The organism is Enterobacter cloacae complex sp. 394I7 (genome assembly GCF_057320345.1).
Map to the genome: position 1 here is coordinate 289526 of NZ_JBXWCR010000002.1, position 18967 is coordinate 308492.

Here is an 18967-nt window from a genome sequence, read left to right on the forward strand (position 1 = left end):
GCATTAACTGAAAAAACAGGTGAAAACGTGGATAAGGCTGTCATCCTGCCGGAAAAAAAACAGTACCAGGAAATTGGCGAGGATTTACGGGCGCAAATTATCCAGGGGCACTATCCCGTAGGTTCCCGTCTGCCGCCCGAGCGTAATATTGCTGAGAAGTACGGCGTAAGTCGTACCATCGTGCGTGAGGCATTGCTGATGCTGGAGCTGCAGGGCACGGTGGATATCCGCCAGGGGTCTGGCGTTTATGTGATGCGCATTCCTGAAGAACACGAAAACGAAGAAGAACGTTTTCTGAACAGCGACGTCGGCCCCTTTGAGATCCTGCAGGCGCGCCAGCTCCTCGAAAGCAACATCGCTGCGTTTGCTGCCAAAATGGCGACACGCGCAGACATCGACAATCTGCGCCGTATTATTGAGCAGGAGCAGCGCGCCATTGCCGCCAACGATAACAGCCAGGACAACAATAAAATGTTTCACCTGGTGCTGGCGGGGGCAACGCAAAACCAGATGCTGCTGGCAACGGTAGAGAGTATCTGGCACCACATGGACAGCAGCCCGCTGTGGCAGCAATTCAATGGGCATATCGCCAGCCGTGCATACCGCCTGAAATGGCTGGGCGACAGGCAAACCATCCTCGCGGCGCTTCGCCGTCGTGACGTGATGGGCGCCTGGCAGGCGATGTTCCAGCATCTGGAAAATGTGAAAAAGAGCTTACTTGAACTCTCCGATGAAGATGCGCCGGATTTTGACGGTTATCTTTTTGAGTCTGTGCCCGTTTTTCAGGGGAAGCTGGTGTGACTATTCTGCCTCTCTATGCCGCGCCTCAGTATGCGGAACAGGTAACTGACTGGATCTGGCAGGCGTTCGGTGACGGGCTTACGCGGGCGTTTTTCCAGAGCATCGTTGAACATAGCCAGACGCCGGGCGCGTTACCGTTGACCTTTATTGCTCTGGAGGGCGAACAGCTTCTGGGTACGGTCGGGATCTGGCGCTGCGATTTAATCACCCGACAGGATCTTTGTCCGTGGCTGGCTGCGCTGTACGTTGATGAAGCGGCGCGTGGTAACGGACTGGCGGGAAAACTGCAGCAGCATGTTATCGCCTATGCCGCGCAGGCCGGGTATCACGAACTGCATCTGTGGTCTGCCTGCCGCGACTTCTACGAACGTTACGGCTGGCAGTACATTGGCGATGCGCTTGAATACCCGAACAAAACGGTACATCTGTATCGCTATTCCTCTCCCGCTTCTGCTGGCGAACCTACGGAGTGACGGCGGACTAAGGTGGGGCTGAACAGGTGGGTGATATCCGGTGGCTGGCGTTGTTCGGCCAGCGCCAGTGCCAGCTCCGCAGCCTGCGTTGCCATTGTGATAATCGGGTAACGTACCGTGGTCAGGCGGGGACGCACGTAGCGGGACACCAGCACATCATCAAAGCCAATGAGCGAAATTTCTCCCGGCACCTCGATTCCGTTGTCATTTAACACCCCCATTGCCCCGGCGGCCATCGAGTCGTTATAGCTGGCAACCGCCGTGAAATTCCGTCCACGCCCCAGCAGTTCTGTCATTGCCTGTTCGCCGCCACTCTCATCCGGCTCGCCGTAGGCCACCAGCCGGTCATTACACGGCAAACCGTTTTCGCGCAGGGCATCGTAGTAGCCCTGCAGGCGATCTTCGGCATCGGAAATCGGGTGATTGGAGCAGAGATAACCAATGCGGGTATGGCCCTGCTGAATCAAATGGCGGGTAGCAAGCCAGGCGCCGTAGCGGTCGTCGAGTGCCACGCAGCGTTTCTCAAAACCGGGAATAATTCGGTTGATGATCACCATGCCGGGGATCTGCTTCATCAGATGAATGAGTTCAGCATCGGGGATCATTTTGGCGTGAACAACCAGCGCAGCACAGCGGTGGCGCATCAGCTGTTCGATAGCCTGGCGTTCTTTTTGTTCGTTGTGATAGCCATTGCCGATCAGCAGAAAATTGCCGGTCTGATAAGAAACCTGTTCAACCGCTTTTACCATGGCGCCGAAAAACGGGTCAGACACATCGCCCACCACCAGTCCGATGGTTTCAGTAGACTGTTGGGCAAGGGCCCGGGCGTTGGCATTCGGATGGTAATTCAATGATTCCATGGCGTTTTGCACCGCCTGGCGTGATGCGTCACTGGCTTTAGGGGAGTCGTTAATCACGCGCGAGACGGTCGCCACGGAAACACCAGCCAGACGGGCCACATCCTTTATTGTCGCCATTACATACCTTCTTAGTGGGGGTAAGCGTTTACACACGAAATAGTGTTGCGGAAAAGCGCCGTGCATTCAAGGGGCGCGGGGGTTCGCCCTCCACAAACGTGACGCAGCACAACCCTGGCCGTGTAATCGTTACACGGCCAGTCATGTCTGAATAATGTCAATCTGAACCTTTAGTTACACTTTGCCTCAGGCTGTTGCGATTGTCCGATGGCGAGGATGAGGGGGAGATTGATAGAGTCGAGATCCCAGAGGTATTGATTGGTGAGAATTCTTAGTACGGTTTCGTACTCTTCTCTTGCACCAACCTGCGCGGATGCGCAGGTTTTTTTTCGCCTCAACTTTGCAGTCGCTCCCGTATCACTTCTCGTGTAATCTGCCACCATTTACTATCAACCCTTCACACTGGCTGGCAAAGGGAGTTGAGATGCTTTTTGGGTTCTTCCGTACACTCTTTCGTATTCTCTTTCGCATTCGCGTCACTGGCGATGCTCAGGCGCTTCGCGGCGAACGCGTTCTTATCACACCAAACCATGTTTCCTTTATCGACGGCATTCTCCTGGCGCTATTTCTGCCCGTGCGTCCGGTGTTTGCGGTTTATACCTCCATCAGCCAGCAGTGGTACATGCGCTGGCTCACGCCGCTGATTGATTTTGTGCCGCTCGACCCGACCAAACCGATGATGATTAAACATCTGGTGCGTCTGGTGGAGCAGGGGCGTCCGGTGGTTATTTTCCCGGAAGGGCGCATCTCGGTGACCGGTTCACTGATGAAAATCTACGACGGCGCCGGGTTTGTCGCGGCGAAGTCAAAAGCAACCGTGGTGCCACTGCGTATTGAAGGGGCGGAGCGCTCCTATTTCAGCCGTCTGAAAGGGCTGGTAAAGCAGCGCGTGTTCCCAAAAATTACGTTGCATATCCTGCCGCCAACGTCGTTACCGATGCCTGACGCGCCCCGTGCACGCGATCGCCGTAAAATTGCCGGGGAGATGCTGCACCAGATTATGATGGAAGCGCGTATGGCGGTCCGCCCGCGCGAGACGCTGTATGAATCCCTGTTGTCGGCACAGCACCGCTACGGCGCGAAGAAAAACTGCATCGAAGACATCAACTTTACCCCGGATACCTATCGCAAGCTGCTGACCAAAACATTGTTCGTGGGTCGTATTCTTGAGAAGTACAGTCAGCAGGGCGAAAAGATTGGCCTGATGCTGCCCAACGCAGGCATCAGTGCGGCGGTGATTTTTGGTGCCGTTTCCCGTGGCCGTATTCCGGCGATGATGAATTACACGGCGGGCGTGAAAGGGCTGACCAGCGCCATCACGGCAGCGCAAATCAAAACCGTCTTTACCTCCCGCCAGTTCCTCGACAAAGGCAAACTGTGGCATCTTCCTGAACAGCTTACCCAGGTACGCTGGGTCTTCCTGGAAGATCTTAAAGCGGACGTGACGACAGGCGACAAACTGTGGATTTTTGCTCATCTGCTGATGCCGCGTCTGGCCCAGGTGAAACAGCAGCCGGAAGACGACGCGATTATCCTCTTCACCTCTGGCTCTGAAGGCAACCCGAAAGGCGTCGTCCACAGTCACAAGAGTATTCTGGCGAACGTTGAGCAGATCAAAAGCATTGCCGACTTTACCGCGAAAGACCGGTTTATGTCAGCGCTGCCGCTGTTCCACTCTTTTGGTCTGACGGTGGGGCTTTTCACGCCGCTGCTGACCGGTGCCGAAGTCTTCCTTTATCCAAGCCCGTTGCATTATCGCATTGTGCCTGAGCTGGTGTATGACCGTAACTGTACCGTGTTGTTTGGAACCTCAACCTTCCTCGGAAACTACGCGCGTTTCGCCAACCCGTATGACTTCTTCCGCGTGCGCTACGTGGTTGCTGGCGCGGAAAAACTGCAGGAGAGCACGCGACAGATCTGGCAGGACAAATTTGGTCTGCGCATCCTCGAGGGGTATGGCGTGACAGAGTGTGCGCCGGTGGTCTCTATCAACGTGCCAATGGCGGCGAAGCCGGGGACAGTCGGCCGAATTCTGCCTGGGCTGGATGCTCGTCTGCTGGCGGTGCCTGGTATTGAAGACGGCGGCCGTCTGCAGCTGAAAGGGCCAAACGTGATGAACGGCTATCTGCGCGTGGAAAACCCCGGCGTGCTGGAAGCACCGACTGCAGAAAACGTTAATGGCGAGATTGAAACGGGCTGGTACGACACCGGCGATATTGTACGTTTCGATGAGCAAGGCTTTGTGCAGATCCAGGGGCGTGCAAAACGCTTTGCCAAGATTGCGGGTGAAATGGTCTCGCTTGAGATGGTTGAACAGCTGGCATCGGGCGTCTCCGCCGACAAGATGCATGCCACGGTTGTGAAGAGTGATGCTAGTAAAGGCGAGGCGCTGGTGCTGTTCACCACCGACAGCGAGCTTAAGCGCGACCAGTTACTCAGCTATGCCCGCGAGCACGGCATTCCGGAGCTGGCGGTACCTCGTGATATTCGCTACCTGAAACAGCTTCCGGTGCTCGGCAGCGGTAAGCCCGACTTCGTGACCCTCAAGGGCATGGTTGAACAGGCGGAACAACATAATGCGTGAGTCAGTACACACTAACACCTCTCTGCGCTCAAAAGGCATGATGGCGGTGATTGCCGCCCAGTTCCTTTCCGCCTTTGGCGATAACGCGCTGCTGTTTGCCACGCTGGCACTGCTCAAGGCTGAGTTTTACCCCGACTGGAGTCAGCCGGTTCTGCAGATGGTGTTTGTGGGCGCTTACATTATCTTTGCACCGTTTGTTGGACAGGTTGCGGACAGCTTCCCGAAAGGCCGGGTAATGATGTTTGCCAACGGCCTGAAACTGCTGGGAGCCGCCAGCATTTGTTTTGGTTTCAATCCGTTTATTGGCTATACGCTGGTCGGCATTGGCGCCGCAGCCTACTCCCCGGCGAAGTATGGCATCCTCGGGGAGTTGACCACCGGTGATAAGCTGGTGAAAGCCAATGGGCTGATGGAGTCCTCCACCATTGCGGCAATCCTGCTTGGCTCCGTCGCAGGCGGTGTCCTCGCTGACTGGCACGTGCTGGCGGCCCTCGGCGTGTGTGCTGTGGTGTACGGTGGCGCGGTAGTCGCTAACCTGTTTATTCCGAAACTGCCGGTGGCGCGTCCGGGGCAATCCTGGCGCTTTAAGCCGATGACCGGCAGCTTCTTCAATGCCTGCCGCGTACTGTGGCGTAACGGTGAAACACGATTCTCTTTGATGGGCACCAGTATGTTCTGGGGCGCTGGCGTTACGCTGCGCTTCCTGCTGGTATTGTGGGTGCCGGTGGCGCTGGGGATCACGGACAACGCGACGCCAACCTACCTTAATGCGATGGTGGCGATCGGGATTGTGGTGGGCGCGGGGGCAGCGGCAAAACTGGTGACGCTCGACACCGTTGCTCGCTGCATGCCGGCAGGGATCCTGATTGGCGTTGCGGTGCTTTTTTTCGCGCTGCAACACGCGTTATTGCCAGCCTACGTACTGCTGATCCTGATTGGTATTCTGGGGGGCTTCTTCGTGGTGCCGCTGAATGCGCTATTACAGGAGCGTGGCAAGCAGACGGTCGGGGCGGGCAATGCTATTGCGGTACAAAACCTCGGTGAAAACCTGGCGATGCTGCTGATGCTGGGCCTGTATTCGCTGGCGGTTAAAGCCGGCGCGCCTGTGGTAGGGATTGGCGTCGGGTTCGGTGGACTGTTCGCGCTGGCGATTGCCGGCTTGTGGGTCTGGCAGCGCCGCCGCTGATTCGGGTCGTCTTCAGCGCCTTTTCACAAGCGGGTGCAAACATTAAAAACGGCAACAGAGGTTGCCGTTTTGTTTTTTTACGGTGCCGGATAGGTATAAACCTGATGCACCGCGTCAATCTCCGCCAGCACGTCCTCGCTCAGGTCCAGATGGAAACTCTCAATGTTGGTTTTCAACTGTTCCATCGTCGTTGCGCCCAGCAGGGTGCTGGCCACAAACGGCTGACGGCGTACGAAGGCCAGTGCCATCTGGGCAGGATCGAGCCCGTGACGCTTCGCAATATCAACGTAGGCCGCGACGGCTTTCTGAGTCTGCTCGCCGCTATAGCGGGTAAAGCGGCTGAAGAGCGTATTACGCGCGCCGGCTGGCTTCGCACCGTTCAGGTATTTACCCGTCAGCGTACCAAAGCCCAGGCAGGAATAGGCAAGCAGCTCAACCTCTTCATATTGCGTCACTTCGGCCAGACCCACTTCGTAACTGCGGTTGAGCAGGCTGTAGGGGTTCTGGATGGTGACAATGCGCGGCAGATCGTGTTTATCAGCCAGGTGCAGGTAGCGCATAACGCCAAAAGCCGTTTCGTTAGACACACCGATGTAGCGGATTTTGCCCGCTCGCTGGCATTCGGTCAGCGCTTCCAGCGTTTCAAGCAGCGTAACGGCGGGAGCGCTTTCGTTCCAGCTGTAGCCGAGCTTACCAAAGCAGTTGGTTGGACGCTGCGGCCAGTGTACCTGGTAGAGATCAAGATAATCGGTTTGCAGGCGCTTCAGGCTGGCATCCAGCGCGGCACGGATATTCTTGCGATCGAGGATCTGGTTTGGGCGGATCCCGGCATCGCTGTTACGCGCAGGGCCGCTGACTTTCGAGGCGACAACCAGTTTTTCGCGGTTGCCGCGTTTTGCCAGCCAGTTGCCGACGTAGGTTTCGGTAAGCCCCTGCGTTTCCGGGCGTGGAGGAACAGGGTACATCTCTGCGACATCAATCAGGTTAATGCCCTGGCTGACGGCATAATCGAGTTGTGCATGGGCATCGGCTTCGCTGTTTTGTTCACCAAATGTCATCGTGCCCAACCCCAGTTGGCTTATCTCCAGAGAGCTGTGGGGGATACGGTGATAATGCATAGCCGGCTTCCTTCAATAGACATGTAGACCGCGTCAGGAACCTCCCGACAAAGGAATATAAACATGGCAGAGGGGAAGCAAAAGGGGAAGAAAAAAATCAAAAAGGCCAGCAAGGTACTGACCTCTCTCTGTTTATCGCTCGATAATTTGCGAGACTTCGTCGCGATTGATCTGCATTTTATTCCCGGACTGATCGCGGTAGCTGACCAGACCGGTGTCATCATCGACTTCCGGCTTGCCGTCTGTCAGGATCATCCGGCCATCTTTTGTCGCCATCACGTAATCGCTGCTACAGCCCGATACTGCAAACGCTAATCCGACTGCTGAAATTAACACTGCCCATTTTTTCATCGTTATCGTCCTCACCTGGCTCGTATCAAATCATAGTGTAGTAATAACCCGATATTTCGACAGGAGGAAGCGGTAAAATCTTAAAAACCAGGTGATTATGTTTGAGAGCTCTCAAAATAAGTAAAAAACTACGTTTTGAGTAAGAAATGGCGAGCAAGGAGCGCCCCGGTAAAGTTCTTTTTGAGATAAAAACCGCGTGGCAATGTCAGTATCGGCTCGCCCCGGGCACCGATTGCTTCCGTGAGCGCTTTACTGTTCGCCGCCTTTGGCCTCAGCTGTAACACCTCTCCGTGTCGGGCGGTGATGCGCTCAACCTGACCGAGGACAATCATATCCATCAGCTCTTCCCAGTCCAGACGCAGCTGATGCTCTTCATCTTCATCCGGACTCCACAGCAGCGGTGCGCCAACCCGGCGTTCAGCCAGCGGGATCTGACGTTCTCCTTCTACGGGGACCCAAAGCACGCGCTTCAGTTTATGCCGAACGTGACTGGTTTCCCACGTCACACCGGTATTCCCGGTTAACGGTGCAACGCAGACGAATGTCGTTTCCAGGGGCTTGCCAAGGCTATCGATGGGAATGGTTTTTAACTCTACGCCCAGGGCGGCGAAATCCTGCTCCGGTTTACTCCCTGCGCTTGCACCCAGCCACAGCTCCAGCAGCATGCCGATCCAGCCTTTATCCCGCTTCAGATCCTGAGGGATCGGCAGGCCAGCCATTGCCGCCAGCTCGCCAAGCGAAAAGCCAGCCAGACGCTGCGCCTGCTGTAGCAACTGGGTTTCGCTGGACGGCGGTGAAAGCAAGGGTAAAAGCGACTGCATGAAGGTAACCTTTTGATTAAAAAATACACTAAGAAATTGTCCCCTGTGGATAGAGTTTAACTTTTTCTGTACGAATATGCCATGTGCATGATTTATAGGTTTTTTTAGCACACAAAAAATGGATGGCGAGGGACAAAAATTCGGTTGTTCAATTCTGGTCACTGACAATGAACAGGATCTTACACCATGTTATCCACAGAAAAGTGGGATAACTGGGCATAACCCTGACTACTGTTTCAATTTACAGCCTTGACGTGCGACGAAAATCCAATTTTCAAACAAATTGTGCCTAACTTATTGGCACAATCTGTGGATAAAACCGACGCTGTTCGATCTTTCATCAGCACAACGATCCCTGATGTGACGATCGTCACGATTAAGCGGTGTGGGTTGGTTTTATGGTGATTAACTTTATGAAAATAATGATTTTATTTTCTTTCGGTAATGGAGAGGGATTGACGGCGGCTGAGGTTGTTCATCGGTAATCAGACACTTCTTCACAACTATATCCACAGAAAAGGTGAATAAAATTCCCCTCAGAGCTGCTCATCTGTTTATAACTCTGCCTGTATTTGTGAGTTATTCAAATGTTATTAGGTTGCAGCCCTGTAAGAGAGTGGTTTACCACCTCCCTGTAGTGTGAAACAATCATTCATATATAAGGTTTAGTTTGGGGTAGTCCGGTGATTGATGACGATGGCTACCGCCCGAACGTAGGAATAGTAATTTGTAATCGTCAGGGCCAGGTGATGTGGGCCCGTCGATATGGTCAGCACTCCTGGCAGTTCCCGCAAGGCGGGATCAACCCGGGAGAGTCCCCAGAACAAGCGATGTACCGGGAGCTGTTTGAAGAGGTTGGTTTAAGCCGAAAAGATGTTCGCATCCTGGCTTCGACCCGCAACTGGTTGCGTTACAAGTTACCGAAACGTTTGGTGCGTTGGGACACAAAGCCGGTTTGTATCGGCCAGAAACAAAAATGGTTTCTACTGCAGTTGGTGGGCAACGATTCAGATATCAATATGCAAACCAGCAGTACGCCGGAATTTGATGGCTGGCGTTGGGTGAGCTATTGGTATCCTGTTCGTCAGGTCGTGTCATTTAAACGCGATGTTTACCGTAGGGTGATGAAAGAGTTCGCAAGTGTTGTCATGCAGCTTCAGGAGATCCCGCCTAAGCCGCAGAGCGCACCTGCCTGGCGACGTAAAAGAGGTTAAGCTACGCAAATCATGCTCACCCGCTTGCGAGAAATAGTCGAGAAGGTGGCCAGTGCGCCGCGTCTGAATGAGGCGCTGAACATTCTGGTTACCGACATCTGTCTTGCGATGGAGACCGAAGTCTGTTCGGTGTATCTGGCCGACCACGATCGGCGTTGCTATTACCTGATGGCGACCCGTGGTTTGAAAAAGCCACGTGGACGCACCGTAACGCTCGCGTTTGATGAAGGTATCGTTGGTCTGGTTGGGCGACTCGCCGAACCTATCAACCTTGCCGACGCGCAAAAACACCCCAGCTTTAAATATATCCCCTCCGTAAAAGAAGATCGTTTCCGCGCCTTCCTGGGCGTGCCGATTATTCAGCGCCGTCAGCTGCTTGGTGTGCTGGTGGTACAGCAGCGTGAGTTGCGTCAGTACGATGAAAGCGAAGAGTCTTTCCTCGTCACGCTGGCCACGCAGATGGCCGCGATCCTCTCCCAGTCCCAGTTGACGGCACTGTTTGGTCAGTACCGCCATACGCGTATTCGCGCGCTTCCGGCGTCGCCGGGCGTCGCTATCGCCGAAGGCTGGATGGATGCCACTCTGCCGTTGATGGAGCAAGTGTACGAAGCCTCAACGCTTGATGAAGCGCTTGAGCGCGAGCGTCTCACCGCCGCGCTGGAAGAGGCGTCGAATGAGTTTCGTCGCTACAGCAAGCGCTTTGCCGCTGGTGCGCAAAAAGAGACGGCGGCCATTTTTGACCTCTACTCGCACCTTCTCTCCGATGCACGTCTGCGCCGCGAGCTTTTTGACGAAGTCGACAAAGGTGCGGTTGCGGAGTGGGCGGTTAAAAAGGTCATCGAAAAATTTGCCGAGCAGTTTGCGGCACTGACCGACGGTTACCTGAAAGAGCGGGCCGGTGATTTACGCGCCCTGGGGCAGCGTTTACTGTTCCATCTTGATGACACTATTCAGGGCGCGAATGCCTGGCCAAAACGTTTTGTGCTCGTTGCCGATGAACTCTCCGCGACAACGCTGGCTGAACTGCCTCATGACCGCCTGGCGGGCGTGGTGGTACGCGATGGCGCGGCGAACTCGCACGCGGCCATTATGGTGCGCGCGCTGGGAATTCCCACCGTTATGGGGGCGGATATCCAGCCATCGGTGCTGCACCGACGCACCCTGGTGGTCGACGGTTATCGCGGTGAGCTGTTGGTTGATCCTGAGCCGGTTCTGCTTCAGGAATACCAGCGCCTTATCAGCGAAGAGAATGAATTAAGCAAGCTGGCAGAGGATGACGTTAATCTGCCCGCGCAGCTCAAAAGCGGCGAGCGAATCAAAGTCATGCTCAACGCAGGTTTAAGCCCCGAGCATGAAGAGAAGCTCGGCAGCCGCATCGACGGTATCGGCTTATACCGCACCGAAATCCCGTTCATGCTGCAAAGTGGCTTTCCCTCTGAAGAGGAGCAGGTTGCGCAGTATCAGGGCATGCTGCAGATGTTTAACGACAAACCGGTCACCCTGCGCACCCTTGATGTCGGGGCAGATAAACAGCTGCCGTACATGCCGATCAGTGAGGAAAATCCGTGCCTGGGCTGGCGTGGGATACGCATTACGCTCGATCAGCCTGAGATCTTCCTGATCCAGGTGCGTGCCATGCTGCGCGCGAATGCGGCGACGGGTAACCTCAGCATTTTACTGCCGATGGTCACCAGCATTGATGAGATTGACGAGGCGCGGCGTCTGATTGAGCGTGCCGGTCGTGAAGTCGAAGAGATGATTGGCTATGCGATCCCCAAACCACGAATTGGGGTGATGCTTGAAGTGCCGTCAATGGTCTTTATGCTGCCGCAGCTGGCTAACCGTGTCGACTTTATCTCGGTCGGTACCAATGACCTGACGCAGTATATTCTGGCCGTCGACCGTAACAACACGCGTGTTGCCAGCATCTATGACAGCCTGCACCCTGCGATGATCCGGGCGTTAGCGATGATCGCGCGAGAAGCCGAACAGCACGATATTGATTTGCGCCTGTGTGGTGAAATGGCCGGAGATTCGATGTGCGTTGCAATCCTGATTGGGCTGGGGTACCGCCACCTCTCCATGAACGGCCGTGCGGTTGCCCGCGTGAAGTACCTGCTGCGGCATATCGATATTGAGGATGCCCGCGAGCTGGCTGAACGCAGTCTTGAAGCGCAGCTGGCCGCCGAAGTGCGTCATCAGGTGGCTGCCTTCATGGAACGACGCGGTATGGGCGGCCTGATTCGCGGCGGTCGCTAATACGTACTTTTCCCCTCACTCCGTCCTCGTCCTTTGTGACAGGGCGGAGGTGAGGATATAACACACTCCTCTATACACATCTTTTACATCTCTGGCGCATCCTCCGCGTCCGCCTTATGCTATGATTCGCAACTTTGGAGCCTCTGCTAACAGCAGAATCGCATTTCTACCGCTGTCCACTTTCAGCGGAATAACAACATCTTGTGGTGACAGATGAACAGTGGTTATCTGCATTTTCCGGAATTTGATCCGGTCATTTTCTCAATAGGACCTGTTTCGCTTCACTGGTACGGTCTGATGTACCTGGTCGGCTTCATTTTTGCCATGTGGCTTGCTGGCCGTCGCGCCAGTCGTCCCGGCAGTGGCTGGACCAAAAACGAAGTCGAGAACCTGCTGTATGCAGGCTTCCTTGGCGTGTTCCTGGGCGGCCGTATTGGGTATGTTCTGTTCTATAACCTCCCGGTATTCCTGAACGATCCACTCTACCTGTTCCGCGTCTGGGATGGCGGCATGTCCTTCCACGGCGGGCTGATTGGTGTGATCCTGGTGATGGTGATTTTTGCCAAACGCACCAAACGCAACTTCTTCCAGGTGTCAGATTTTATCGCGCCACTGATCCCGTTTGGTCTGGGAGCAGGACGTCTGGGCAACTTTATCAATGGTGAGCTCTGGGGGCGTGTCGACCCGAGTGTCTCCTTTACCATGCTGTTCCCGGGCTCGCGTGCAGAGGACATGGCGCTGCTGCCGTCTCATCCTGAGTGGCAATCCCTGTTCGATACTTACGGTGTTCTGCCGCGCCACATGTCTCAGCTTTACGAGCTGGCGCTGGAAGGTGTGGTGCTGTTTATCATCCTGAATCTGTTTATCCGTAAACCGCGTCCGATGGGGTCTGTCTCCGGTCTGTTCCTGATTGGCTACGGTGCATTCCGTATCATCGTCGAGTTCTTCCGCCAGCCGGATGCACAGTTCACCGGCGAATGGGTACAGTACATCAGCATGGGGCAGATCCTCTCCATTCCGATGATTGTCGCGGGTGTCATTATGATGATTTGGGCGTATCGTCGTCGTCCACAGCAACAACTTTCCTGAGGAACCATGAAACAGTATCTTGAACTGATGAAAAAAGTGCTCGATGAGGGCACGCCGAAAAATGACCGTACCGGTACCGGTACGCTCTCCATTTTTGGCCACCAGATGCGCTTCAATCTGCAGGAAGGTTTTCCGCTGGTGACGACAAAGCGCTGCCACCTGCGCTCGATCATTCATGAACTGCTTTGGTTCCTGCAAGGCGATACCAACGTTGCGTATCTGCATGAAAACAACGTCTCTATCTGGGACGAATGGGCAGATCAAAACGGCAACCTGGGCCCGGTGTACGGTAAGCAGTGGCGCGCATGGCCTACGCCGGATGGCCGCCATATTGACCAGATCACCACCGTGATGAACCAGCTGAAAAACGATCCGGACTCGCGCCGTATTATCGTTTCCGCCTGGAACGTCGGCGAGCTGGACAAAATGGCACTGGCACCGTGCCATGCGTTCTTCCAGTTCTATGTGGCAGACGGTAAGCTCTCCTGCCAGCTCTATCAGCGCTCCTGCGACGTGTTCCTCGGCCTGCCGTTCAACATTGCCAGCTATGCGCTGTTAGTGCATATGATGGCGCAGCAGTGCGATCTGGAAGTGGGCGATTTCGTCTGGACCGGTGGGGATACCCACCTCTACAGCAACCATATGGAACAGACGCATCTCCAGCTGACTCGCGAACCGCGCGCCTTGCCTAAGCTGATTATCAAACGCAAACCGGAATCCATTTTTGATTACCGCTTTGACGATTTTGAGATTGAGGGTTATGACCCTCATCCTGGCATCAAAGCGCCCGTCGCTATCTGAGGCCGTCAATCGTGACATAACCGGTGCTGTTTAGCGCCGGTTTTTTTTCGCCTTCTTCCCGCTTTCCGACGCGTAATCCAGAACGTATGCAACACACTGCAACCGCTTAACTTTCCTTGATAAGGGCTCGTAAAACGGTCATCCGTTGCTCGTCAATTCCAGGCCATTTCGCCACACTCCCGGCATGAAAAAAGAGAACGGTTTTACGCTTATCGAAACCCTGGTGGCTATCTCGCTGGTGGTCATTCTCAGCGCCTCCGGGCTATACGGCTGGGACAACTGGCAACGGCAGCAACGGCTCTGGCAAACCGCCGGGCAGGTGCGTGATTACCTGGTATTTCTGCGTAATGACGCAAACCGGCACAACCGTGACCACCAGGTCACACTGCGACGCGACAGGGGTGTCACCTGTCTGATGAGCGCATTCGTGCAGGGCTGTGATAAGGGCAGTCCGTTTGTATTTATTTCCCTGTGGCCGGAGGTCACGGTAAGTGAAATAACGCCGTTATTTGGCTTCTATGGACTCAGGGATACGGCATGGGCAGGGCGAATACGCCTGCAAAGTCGTGCAGGAGAATGGCTCGTCATTGTCTCGAATGGAGGGCGAATCAGGATGTGCAATGTCACAGGAGAAGGTTCATGTCCCTAAACCAGCAGGGTTTCTCACTGATGGAAGTTCTGATTGCCACGGCGATCAGCAGTCTGTTACTGATAAGCGCCTCGCGCTTTTTACCGGGCTTGCAGCGGGCTGTTTTACAGCAGTCCGGTCAGCGGGAGCTTGAGGAGGAGGTGTGGCAACGCCTTTTATCCCTCGGCAAACAGCTTCAGCGTGCGGGGTATTGCGCCGGAAACTGTGCGGGGCAGGGACTGACGATCGGCAGGCAAGGTCGCTGTGTCATTGTACGGTGGGATGCAAACAGTAACGGTAACTGGGATAGCTCGTCTTCGGAAAACGACAGCACAGGTTTTCGTCTGGAATCAGGTGCACTGGAGACCCTGCATGGGGCGACCTCGTGTGAGGGTAAAGGATGGGAGAAACTCACTGACCCCAACAGGCTTCTCATCCAGCACTTTGTGGTGAGTCAAGTTGAGCATGCGGGGTTTGCCCCCCAGCTGAATATTGAAATGACCGCCCTTCGTCAGGGCGAGCAGGGGGCCCCCTGTCAGGCTTTTTATGGCGTCACGGGGTACAACCTGTGAACCGGCAGCGCGGGATGTCCTCGCTGGCGCTGGTGTTACTTTTACTGGTGTTGGGCACACTGATCCTCACCGGCCTCAATCAGCAGCTGACCACGTTTAGCGCACTGGTGGGCGGTGAGAGCCGCTCGGTTCAACAGCAGGCATCCGTGCAGTCAGCGCTTGAATGGGGACGCGTTCAGAGCTGGTTATCTGAGCCTGAGATCCAGTGCAAAAAGGTATCGGCGTGGCGAGTTTGCCTGCGACTACTGAATGAAGCGCGTGTGCTGCTTATCGCCGGGAGTGATGACCTGCTGCTATGGCGCAGAGGCGAAATCATCGACGGTAAGATCTATTTCTCGCCACACGGCTGGAGTGATTTTTGTCCGCTTAAGGAGAATGCGTTATGCCAGCTGCCGTGAGCAGAGAAAAAGGCTTTAGCATGGTTGAGGTATTACTGGCGATGATGCTGCTGGTGATGATCGTCACGGCACTGTCGGGTTATCAGCGAGCACTGGCGACGCGGTTCTCTATGTTTAATCAGTATCGTCAGCTCTGGCACCATGCCTGGAATCAGTCTCAGCTTTCAACAATTGCTCTCCCGGCAGGCTGGCAGGTCAGTCGGGGGCAGACAACACTCTCTGGATGTGTCAGCATCACGGTTACACTTATTTCTCCTCTGGGGCGGCGCGGCGAGATGACGCGTCTGCATTGCCCGGTTAGCCAGTAGTCGGGAGCGTCTATGTTAAGGGTCTACCACTCAAATCGTCTGGATGTGCTGGAAGCGCTGATGGAATTTATCGTTGAGCGCGAGCGGCTTGACGATCCTTTTGAGCCAGAAATGGTGCTGGTGCAGAGCACCGGTATGGCACAGTGGCTGCAGATGTCGCTTTCGCGTAAATTCGGCATTGCCGCAAATATCGATTTCCCGCTGCCCGCGAGTTTTATCTGGGAGATGTTTGTCCGCGTGTTGCCGGACATCCCGGAACAGAGTGCCTTCAACAAGCAAAGCATGAGCTGGAAGCTGATGGCATTGTTGCCGGACATGCTGCAGCATGATGAATTCGTCATGCTACGCCACTACCTCAATGACGACACCGATAAACGCAAGCTGTTCCAGCTGGCATCGCGCACCGCCGATCTCTATGACCAGTATCTGGTGTATCGCCCGGAATGGCTGACTCGCTGGGAAACGGGCGAGCGGGTCGACGGGTTACCGGAGGCGCAAGTCTGGCAGGCGCCACTCTGGAAAGCGCTGGTGGAACACACTGAGAAACTTGGCCAGCCGAAGTGGCACCGTGCAAACCTCTACCAGCGGTTTATCTCCATACTGGAAAACAGCGCTGAGCGACCAGCCCGGCTGCCCTCTCGCGTGTTTATCTGCGGCATCTCGGCGCTGCCACCGGTGTATTTGCAGGCGCTGAGTGCGCTGGGTAAACACATCGACATACATATCCTCTTTACCAATCCGTGTCGCCAGTACTGGGGCGACATTCAGGATGAACGCTGGCTTTCGCGGCTGGTGTCTCGCCAGAGACGACGCCTGTTTGAAGAGCGTACCGTGCCACTGTTTAAAGACAGCGCGTCTGCCGCACAGCTATTTGATGAGCACGGCATTCAAAACCTGCCAAACCCGCTGCTTGCCTCTTGGGGAAAGCTGGGCCGTGACTACATTCACATGCTCTCAGACATCACGTCGTCAGGCGAAGGGGATGTGGATGCCTTCGTCGAGATCGCTCCGGATAGCCTGCTGCATAATATCCAGCTCGACATTCTGGATCTCGAAAACCGCGCCGTCATGGGCGTTACGGCGAAAGAATTTGAACGCAGCGACAGTAAGCGCAAGCTGGACGGCGACGATCGCAGCGTCACGATCCACGTTTGCCACAGCCCGCAGCGCGAGGTTGAAGTCCTTCACGATCAACTGCTGGCGATGTTGCAGGACGATCCTGAGCTGACGCCACGTGACATTGTGGTGATGGTGGCGGATATCGACAGTTACAGTCCCTTTATTCAGGCTGTTTTTGGGAGTGCGACGGGTGAACGCTACCTGCCGTACGCCATTTCTGACCGACGGGCCCGCCAGTCTCATCCGGCCTTGCAGGCCTTTATTACTTTGCTTTCATTACCGGATAGCCGGTTTATCTCCGAAGATGTCCTGGCATTACTGGATGTCCCAGTCCTGGCCGCACGTTTCAATATTAATGAAGAGGGGCTGCGCTACCTTCGTCAGTGGGTTAACGAGTCCGGCGTACGCTGGGGCATTGATGATGACAACGTTCAGGCGTTCGAGCTTCCTCCTACCGGCCAGCACACCTGGCGGTTTGGCCTGACGCGTATGCTGCTGGGCTATGCGATGGAAAGCAGCCAGGGCGAGTGGAATGAAGTCCTGCCCTACGATGAGTCCAGCGGGTTGATCGCTGAGCTGGTTGGTCATTTAGCTTCCCTGCTGATGCAACTTAACCGCTGGCGGCTTGAGTTGATGCAGCCGCGTCCGCTGGATGCGTGGCTCCCGGTTTGCAGGGCATTGCTCAATGATTTCTTCCTGCCGGACAGTGATACCGAAGCCGCTATGGCGCTCATTGAAACGCAGTGGCAGGCGATCGTCGAAGAGGGCGTGAGTTCCCACTATAACGAGGCTATTCCGTTGTCATTGCTGCGCGATGAGCTGACGCAACGGCTCGATCAGGAGCGAATTAGCCAGCGTTTCCTGGCAGGCCCAATCAATATTTGCACCCTGATGCCAATGCGTTCTATCCCGTTCAAAGTGGTGTGCCTGCTCGGAATGAATGACGGTATTTATCCACGCGCCTTGGCGCCGCTGGGTTTTGATCTGATGAGTGCGAATCCAAAGCGGGGTGATCGTAGCCGTCGTGACGATGACCGCTATCTCTTCCTTGAGGCGCTCATTTCGGCTCAACGTCAGCTGTATATCAGCTATATCGGCCGCTCTATCCAGGACAACAGCGAGCGCTTTCCTTCTGTTCTGGTGCAGGAACTGGCGGATTATATCGGGCAGAGCCACTATCTGGCGGGGGATGAAGCCCGTAACTGTGATGAAAGCGCGCAGCGAGTGAAGGCGCATATCACCCGCTTCCATAGCCGCATGCCGTTTGACCCGGTGAACTACGTGGTCAGCGATCATCAGAGCTATGCCCACGAATGGCTGCCTGCGGCGAAAAAAGAGGGGAGAGCGCATACCGATTTCATTCAGGAGCTTGATCCTCGCCCGATAGACACCCTGACCTTTGAACAGCTTCAGCGGTTTTGGGGGCATCCGGTACGCGCTTTCTTCCAGCAACGGTTGCAGGTCAATTTCCGTTCTGAAGAGAGTGAAATTCCTGATGCAGAGCCATTTACGTTGGAAGGGCTGGAGCGGTATCAGTTAAACCAGCAGCTGCTGAACGCGCTGGTTGAAGAGGAAGATGCCGACAAGCTTTACCGCCGCTACCGTGCTGCGGGGCAGTTACCCTACGGGGCGTTCGGAGAAATTGTCTGGGAGGCGCAGCGCCAGGAGATGGAAGCTCTGGCAGAACGCGTGAGGGAATGCCGGCAACCCGGAACCAGTCTTGAAATCGATCTCAACTGCCAGGGTGTGCAGCTCACGGGCTGGCTAACTCAGGTACAGCCGGATGGGCTCCTGCGCTGGCGTCCTTCCATGCTTAGCGTTTCACAAGGTTTGCAACTCTGGCTCGAACATCTTGTCTACAGTGCTGGCGGCCATAAAGGCGAAAGCCGTATTTTTGTCCGCAAAGAGGGCGAATGGCGCTTTCCACCGATGGACGCAGAGCAGGCGTTACGTTATTTATCCTTGTACGTTGAAGGCTACCTGCGGGGAATGAATAAACCGCTCCTGCTACTGCCCGAGAGCGGTGGTGCCTGGATAAAAGCTTGTTATGACGCACAGAATGATGCCATGTTAACGGATGACGCTTCACTGCAAAAAGCACGGAGTAAATTCATGCAGGTGTATGAAGGTAACATGATGGTGCGCGGCGAAGGTGAGGATGTCTGGTATCAACGTTTATGGCGAACGCTTGAGCCTGAATACTTCGAGGCTATCACGGAAGAAGCACAACGCTACCTGTTACCGTTGTTCAAATTTAATCAGTCCTGA

The 18967-nt window shown here is 55.1% G+C and carries 17 protein-coding genes and 1 pseudogene; 13 read left to right on the plus strand and 5 right to left on the minus strand.

Annotated elements, in window-relative coordinates:
- Nucleotides 1-27: 27 nt before the first annotated feature.
- Nucleotides 28-801 (plus strand): GntR family transcriptional regulator, encoded by a 774-nt coding sequence (locus tag AC2FAP_RS12465; protein ID WP_014171459.1) that lies wholly within the window; start codon nucleotides 28-30, stop codon nucleotides 799-801.
- Nucleotides 798-1274 (plus strand): GNAT family N-acetyltransferase, encoded by a 477-nt coding sequence (locus AC2FAP_RS12470; protein WP_014171458.1) that lies wholly within the window; start codon nucleotides 798-800, stop codon nucleotides 1272-1274. The genes AC2FAP_RS12465 and AC2FAP_RS12470 overlap by 4 nt, the downstream gene beginning before the upstream one ends.
- Here AC2FAP_RS12470 and galR read toward each other — a convergent pair.
- Nucleotides 1235-2251: an HTH-type transcriptional regulator GalR gene (gene galR / locus AC2FAP_RS12475; protein WP_020883772.1), complete on the minus strand. Its 1017-nt coding sequence runs from the start codon at nucleotides 2249-2251 to the stop codon at nucleotides 1235-1237. The genes AC2FAP_RS12470 and galR overlap by 40 nt on opposite strands.
- Before the next feature lie 424 nt (nucleotides 2252-2675).
- Between galR and aas the strand changes: the two genes are divergently transcribed.
- On the plus strand, nucleotides 2676-4835 hold the full coding sequence (aas, locus tag AC2FAP_RS12480; protein ID WP_020883773.1) for a bifunctional acyl-ACP--phospholipid O-acyltransferase/long-chain-fatty-acid--ACP ligase: 2160 nt from the start codon (nucleotides 2676-2678) through the stop codon (nucleotides 4833-4835).
- Entirely contained in the window at nucleotides 4828-6021 is a 1194-nt protein-coding gene (lplT, locus tag AC2FAP_RS12485; protein WP_025203340.1) for a lysophospholipid transporter LplT, read from the plus strand. The genes aas and lplT overlap by 8 nt, the downstream gene beginning before the upstream one ends.
- A gap of 77 nt (nucleotides 6022-6098) precedes the next feature.
- Here the strand turns inward: lplT and AC2FAP_RS12490 are convergent, their stop codons facing one another.
- The 4 genes and pseudogenes from AC2FAP_RS12490 to AC2FAP_RS12505 form a co-directional block, all read right to left on the minus strand.
- Nucleotides 6099-7139: an NADP(H)-dependent aldo-keto reductase gene (locus tag AC2FAP_RS12490; protein ID WP_047956049.1), complete on the minus strand. Its 1041-nt coding sequence runs from the start codon at nucleotides 7137-7139 to the stop codon at nucleotides 6099-6101.
- A gap of 132 nt (nucleotides 7140-7271) precedes the next feature.
- The gene (locus AC2FAP_RS12495; protein WP_020883776.1) at nucleotides 7272-7490 is read right to left on the minus strand and encodes a YgdI/YgdR family lipoprotein; all 219 of its coding nucleotides are present in this window, start codon (nucleotides 7488-7490) and stop codon (nucleotides 7272-7274) included.
- A gap of 128 nt (nucleotides 7491-7618) precedes the next feature.
- Nucleotides 7619-8311, minus strand: a complete 693-nt coding sequence (mutH, locus tag AC2FAP_RS12500) for a DNA mismatch repair endonuclease MutH (RefSeq protein ID WP_449541299.1) — start codon at nucleotides 8309-8311, stop codon at nucleotides 7619-7621.
- Between the two features lie 154 nt (nucleotides 8312-8465).
- Nucleotides 8466-8531, minus strand: a pseudogene (locus AC2FAP_RS12505) (hypothetical protein); the annotation flags it as partial.
- A gap of 463 nt (nucleotides 8532-8994) precedes the next feature.
- Between AC2FAP_RS12505 and rppH the strand changes: the two are divergent.
- The 9 genes from rppH to recC all read left to right on the plus strand — a co-directional run bounded on the left by rppH (nucleotide 8995) and on the right by recC (nucleotide 18967).
- The gene (rppH, locus tag AC2FAP_RS12510) at nucleotides 8995-9525 is read left to right on the plus strand and encodes an RNA pyrophosphohydrolase (protein ID WP_013098553.1); all 531 of its coding nucleotides are present in this window, start codon (nucleotides 8995-8997) and stop codon (nucleotides 9523-9525) included.
- A gap of 12 nt (nucleotides 9526-9537) precedes the next feature.
- Nucleotides 9538-11784, plus strand: coding sequence for a phosphoenolpyruvate--protein phosphotransferase (gene ptsP / locus AC2FAP_RS12515; protein ID WP_014171450.1), 2247 nt, complete (start codon nucleotides 9538-9540; stop codon nucleotides 11782-11784).
- A 213-nt stretch (nucleotides 11785-11997) separates the two neighbouring features.
- Entirely contained in the window at nucleotides 11998-12873 is an 876-nt protein-coding gene (gene lgt, locus AC2FAP_RS12520) for a prolipoprotein diacylglyceryl transferase (protein WP_014171449.1), read from the plus strand.
- A gap of 6 nt (nucleotides 12874-12879) precedes the next feature.
- Complete coding sequence (gene thyA / locus AC2FAP_RS12525; RefSeq protein ID WP_048999247.1) at nucleotides 12880-13674, plus strand: thymidylate synthase; 795 nt, start codon at nucleotides 12880-12882, stop codon at nucleotides 13672-13674.
- Nucleotides 13675-13858: 184 nt separating this feature from the next.
- A complete protein-coding gene (locus tag AC2FAP_RS12530) occupies nucleotides 13859-14323 on the plus strand; it encodes a prepilin peptidase-dependent protein (protein WP_063214020.1) in 465 nt (154 codons plus the stop codon).
- Nucleotides 14314-14874 carry a prepilin peptidase-dependent protein gene (locus AC2FAP_RS12535; protein ID WP_449540683.1) on the plus strand — a complete coding sequence of 187 codons (561 nt, stop codon included), beginning with the start codon at nucleotides 14314-14316 and terminating at the stop codon, nucleotides 14872-14874. Before AC2FAP_RS12530 ends, AC2FAP_RS12535 begins: the two co-directional genes overlap by 10 nt.
- Nucleotides 14871-15272, plus strand: coding sequence for a DUF2509 family protein (locus AC2FAP_RS12540; protein WP_020883781.1), 402 nt, complete (start codon nucleotides 14871-14873; stop codon nucleotides 15270-15272). The genes AC2FAP_RS12535 and AC2FAP_RS12540 overlap by 4 nt, the downstream gene beginning before the upstream one ends.
- Complete coding sequence (locus tag AC2FAP_RS12545) at nucleotides 15257-15580, plus strand: prepilin-type N-terminal cleavage/methylation domain-containing protein (RefSeq protein ID WP_014171443.1); 324 nt, start codon at nucleotides 15257-15259, stop codon at nucleotides 15578-15580. Before AC2FAP_RS12540 ends, AC2FAP_RS12545 begins: the two co-directional genes overlap by 16 nt.
- A gap of 12 nt (nucleotides 15581-15592) precedes the next feature.
- Nucleotides 15593-18967 (plus strand): exodeoxyribonuclease V subunit gamma, encoded by a 3375-nt coding sequence (recC, locus tag AC2FAP_RS12550; protein WP_449541298.1) that lies wholly within the window; start codon nucleotides 15593-15595, stop codon nucleotides 18965-18967.

Excerpts from the sequence above, each read along its gene's own strand:
- AC2FAP_RS12495 (WP_020883776.1), bottom strand. The coding sequence starts at position 7,490 with ATGAAAAAATGGGCAGTGTTAATTTCAGCAGTCGGATTAGCGTTTGCA.
- lgt (WP_014171449.1), top strand. The coding sequence starts at position 11,998 with ATGAACAGTGGTTATCTGCATTTTCCGGAATTTGATCCGGTCATTTTC.
- AC2FAP_RS12545 (WP_014171443.1), top strand. The coding sequence starts at position 15,257 with ATGCCAGCTGCCGTGAGCAGAGAAAAAGGCTTTAGCATGGTTGAGGTA.
- galR (WP_020883772.1), bottom strand. The coding sequence starts at position 2,251 with ATGGCGACAATAAAGGATGTGGCCCGTCTGGCTGGTGTTTCCGTGGCG.
- AC2FAP_RS12535 (WP_449540683.1), top strand. The coding sequence starts at position 14,314 with ATGTCCCTAAACCAGCAGGGTTTCTCACTGATGGAAGTTCTGATTGCC.
- AC2FAP_RS12490 (WP_047956049.1), bottom strand. The coding sequence starts at position 7,139 with ATGCATTATCACCGTATCCCCCACAGCTCTCTGGAGATAAGCCAACTG.
- thyA (WP_048999247.1), top strand. The coding sequence starts at position 12,880 with ATGAAACAGTATCTTGAACTGATGAAAAAAGTGCTCGATGAGGGCACG.
- aas (WP_020883773.1), top strand. The coding sequence starts at position 2,676 with ATGCTTTTTGGGTTCTTCCGTACACTCTTTCGTATTCTCTTTCGCATT.
- recC (WP_449541298.1), top strand. The coding sequence starts at position 15,593 with ATGTTAAGGGTCTACCACTCAAATCGTCTGGATGTGCTGGAAGCGCTG.
- AC2FAP_RS12530 (WP_063214020.1), top strand. The coding sequence starts at position 13,859 with ATGAAAAAAGAGAACGGTTTTACGCTTATCGAAACCCTGGTGGCTATC.
- ptsP (WP_014171450.1), top strand. The coding sequence starts at position 9,538 with ATGCTCACCCGCTTGCGAGAAATAGTCGAGAAGGTGGCCAGTGCGCCG.
- mutH (WP_449541299.1), bottom strand. The coding sequence starts at position 8,311 with ATGCAGTCGCTTTTACCCTTGCTTTCACCGCCGTCCAGCGAAACCCAG.
- lplT (WP_025203340.1), top strand. The coding sequence starts at position 4,828 with ATGCGTGAGTCAGTACACACTAACACCTCTCTGCGCTCAAAAGGCATG.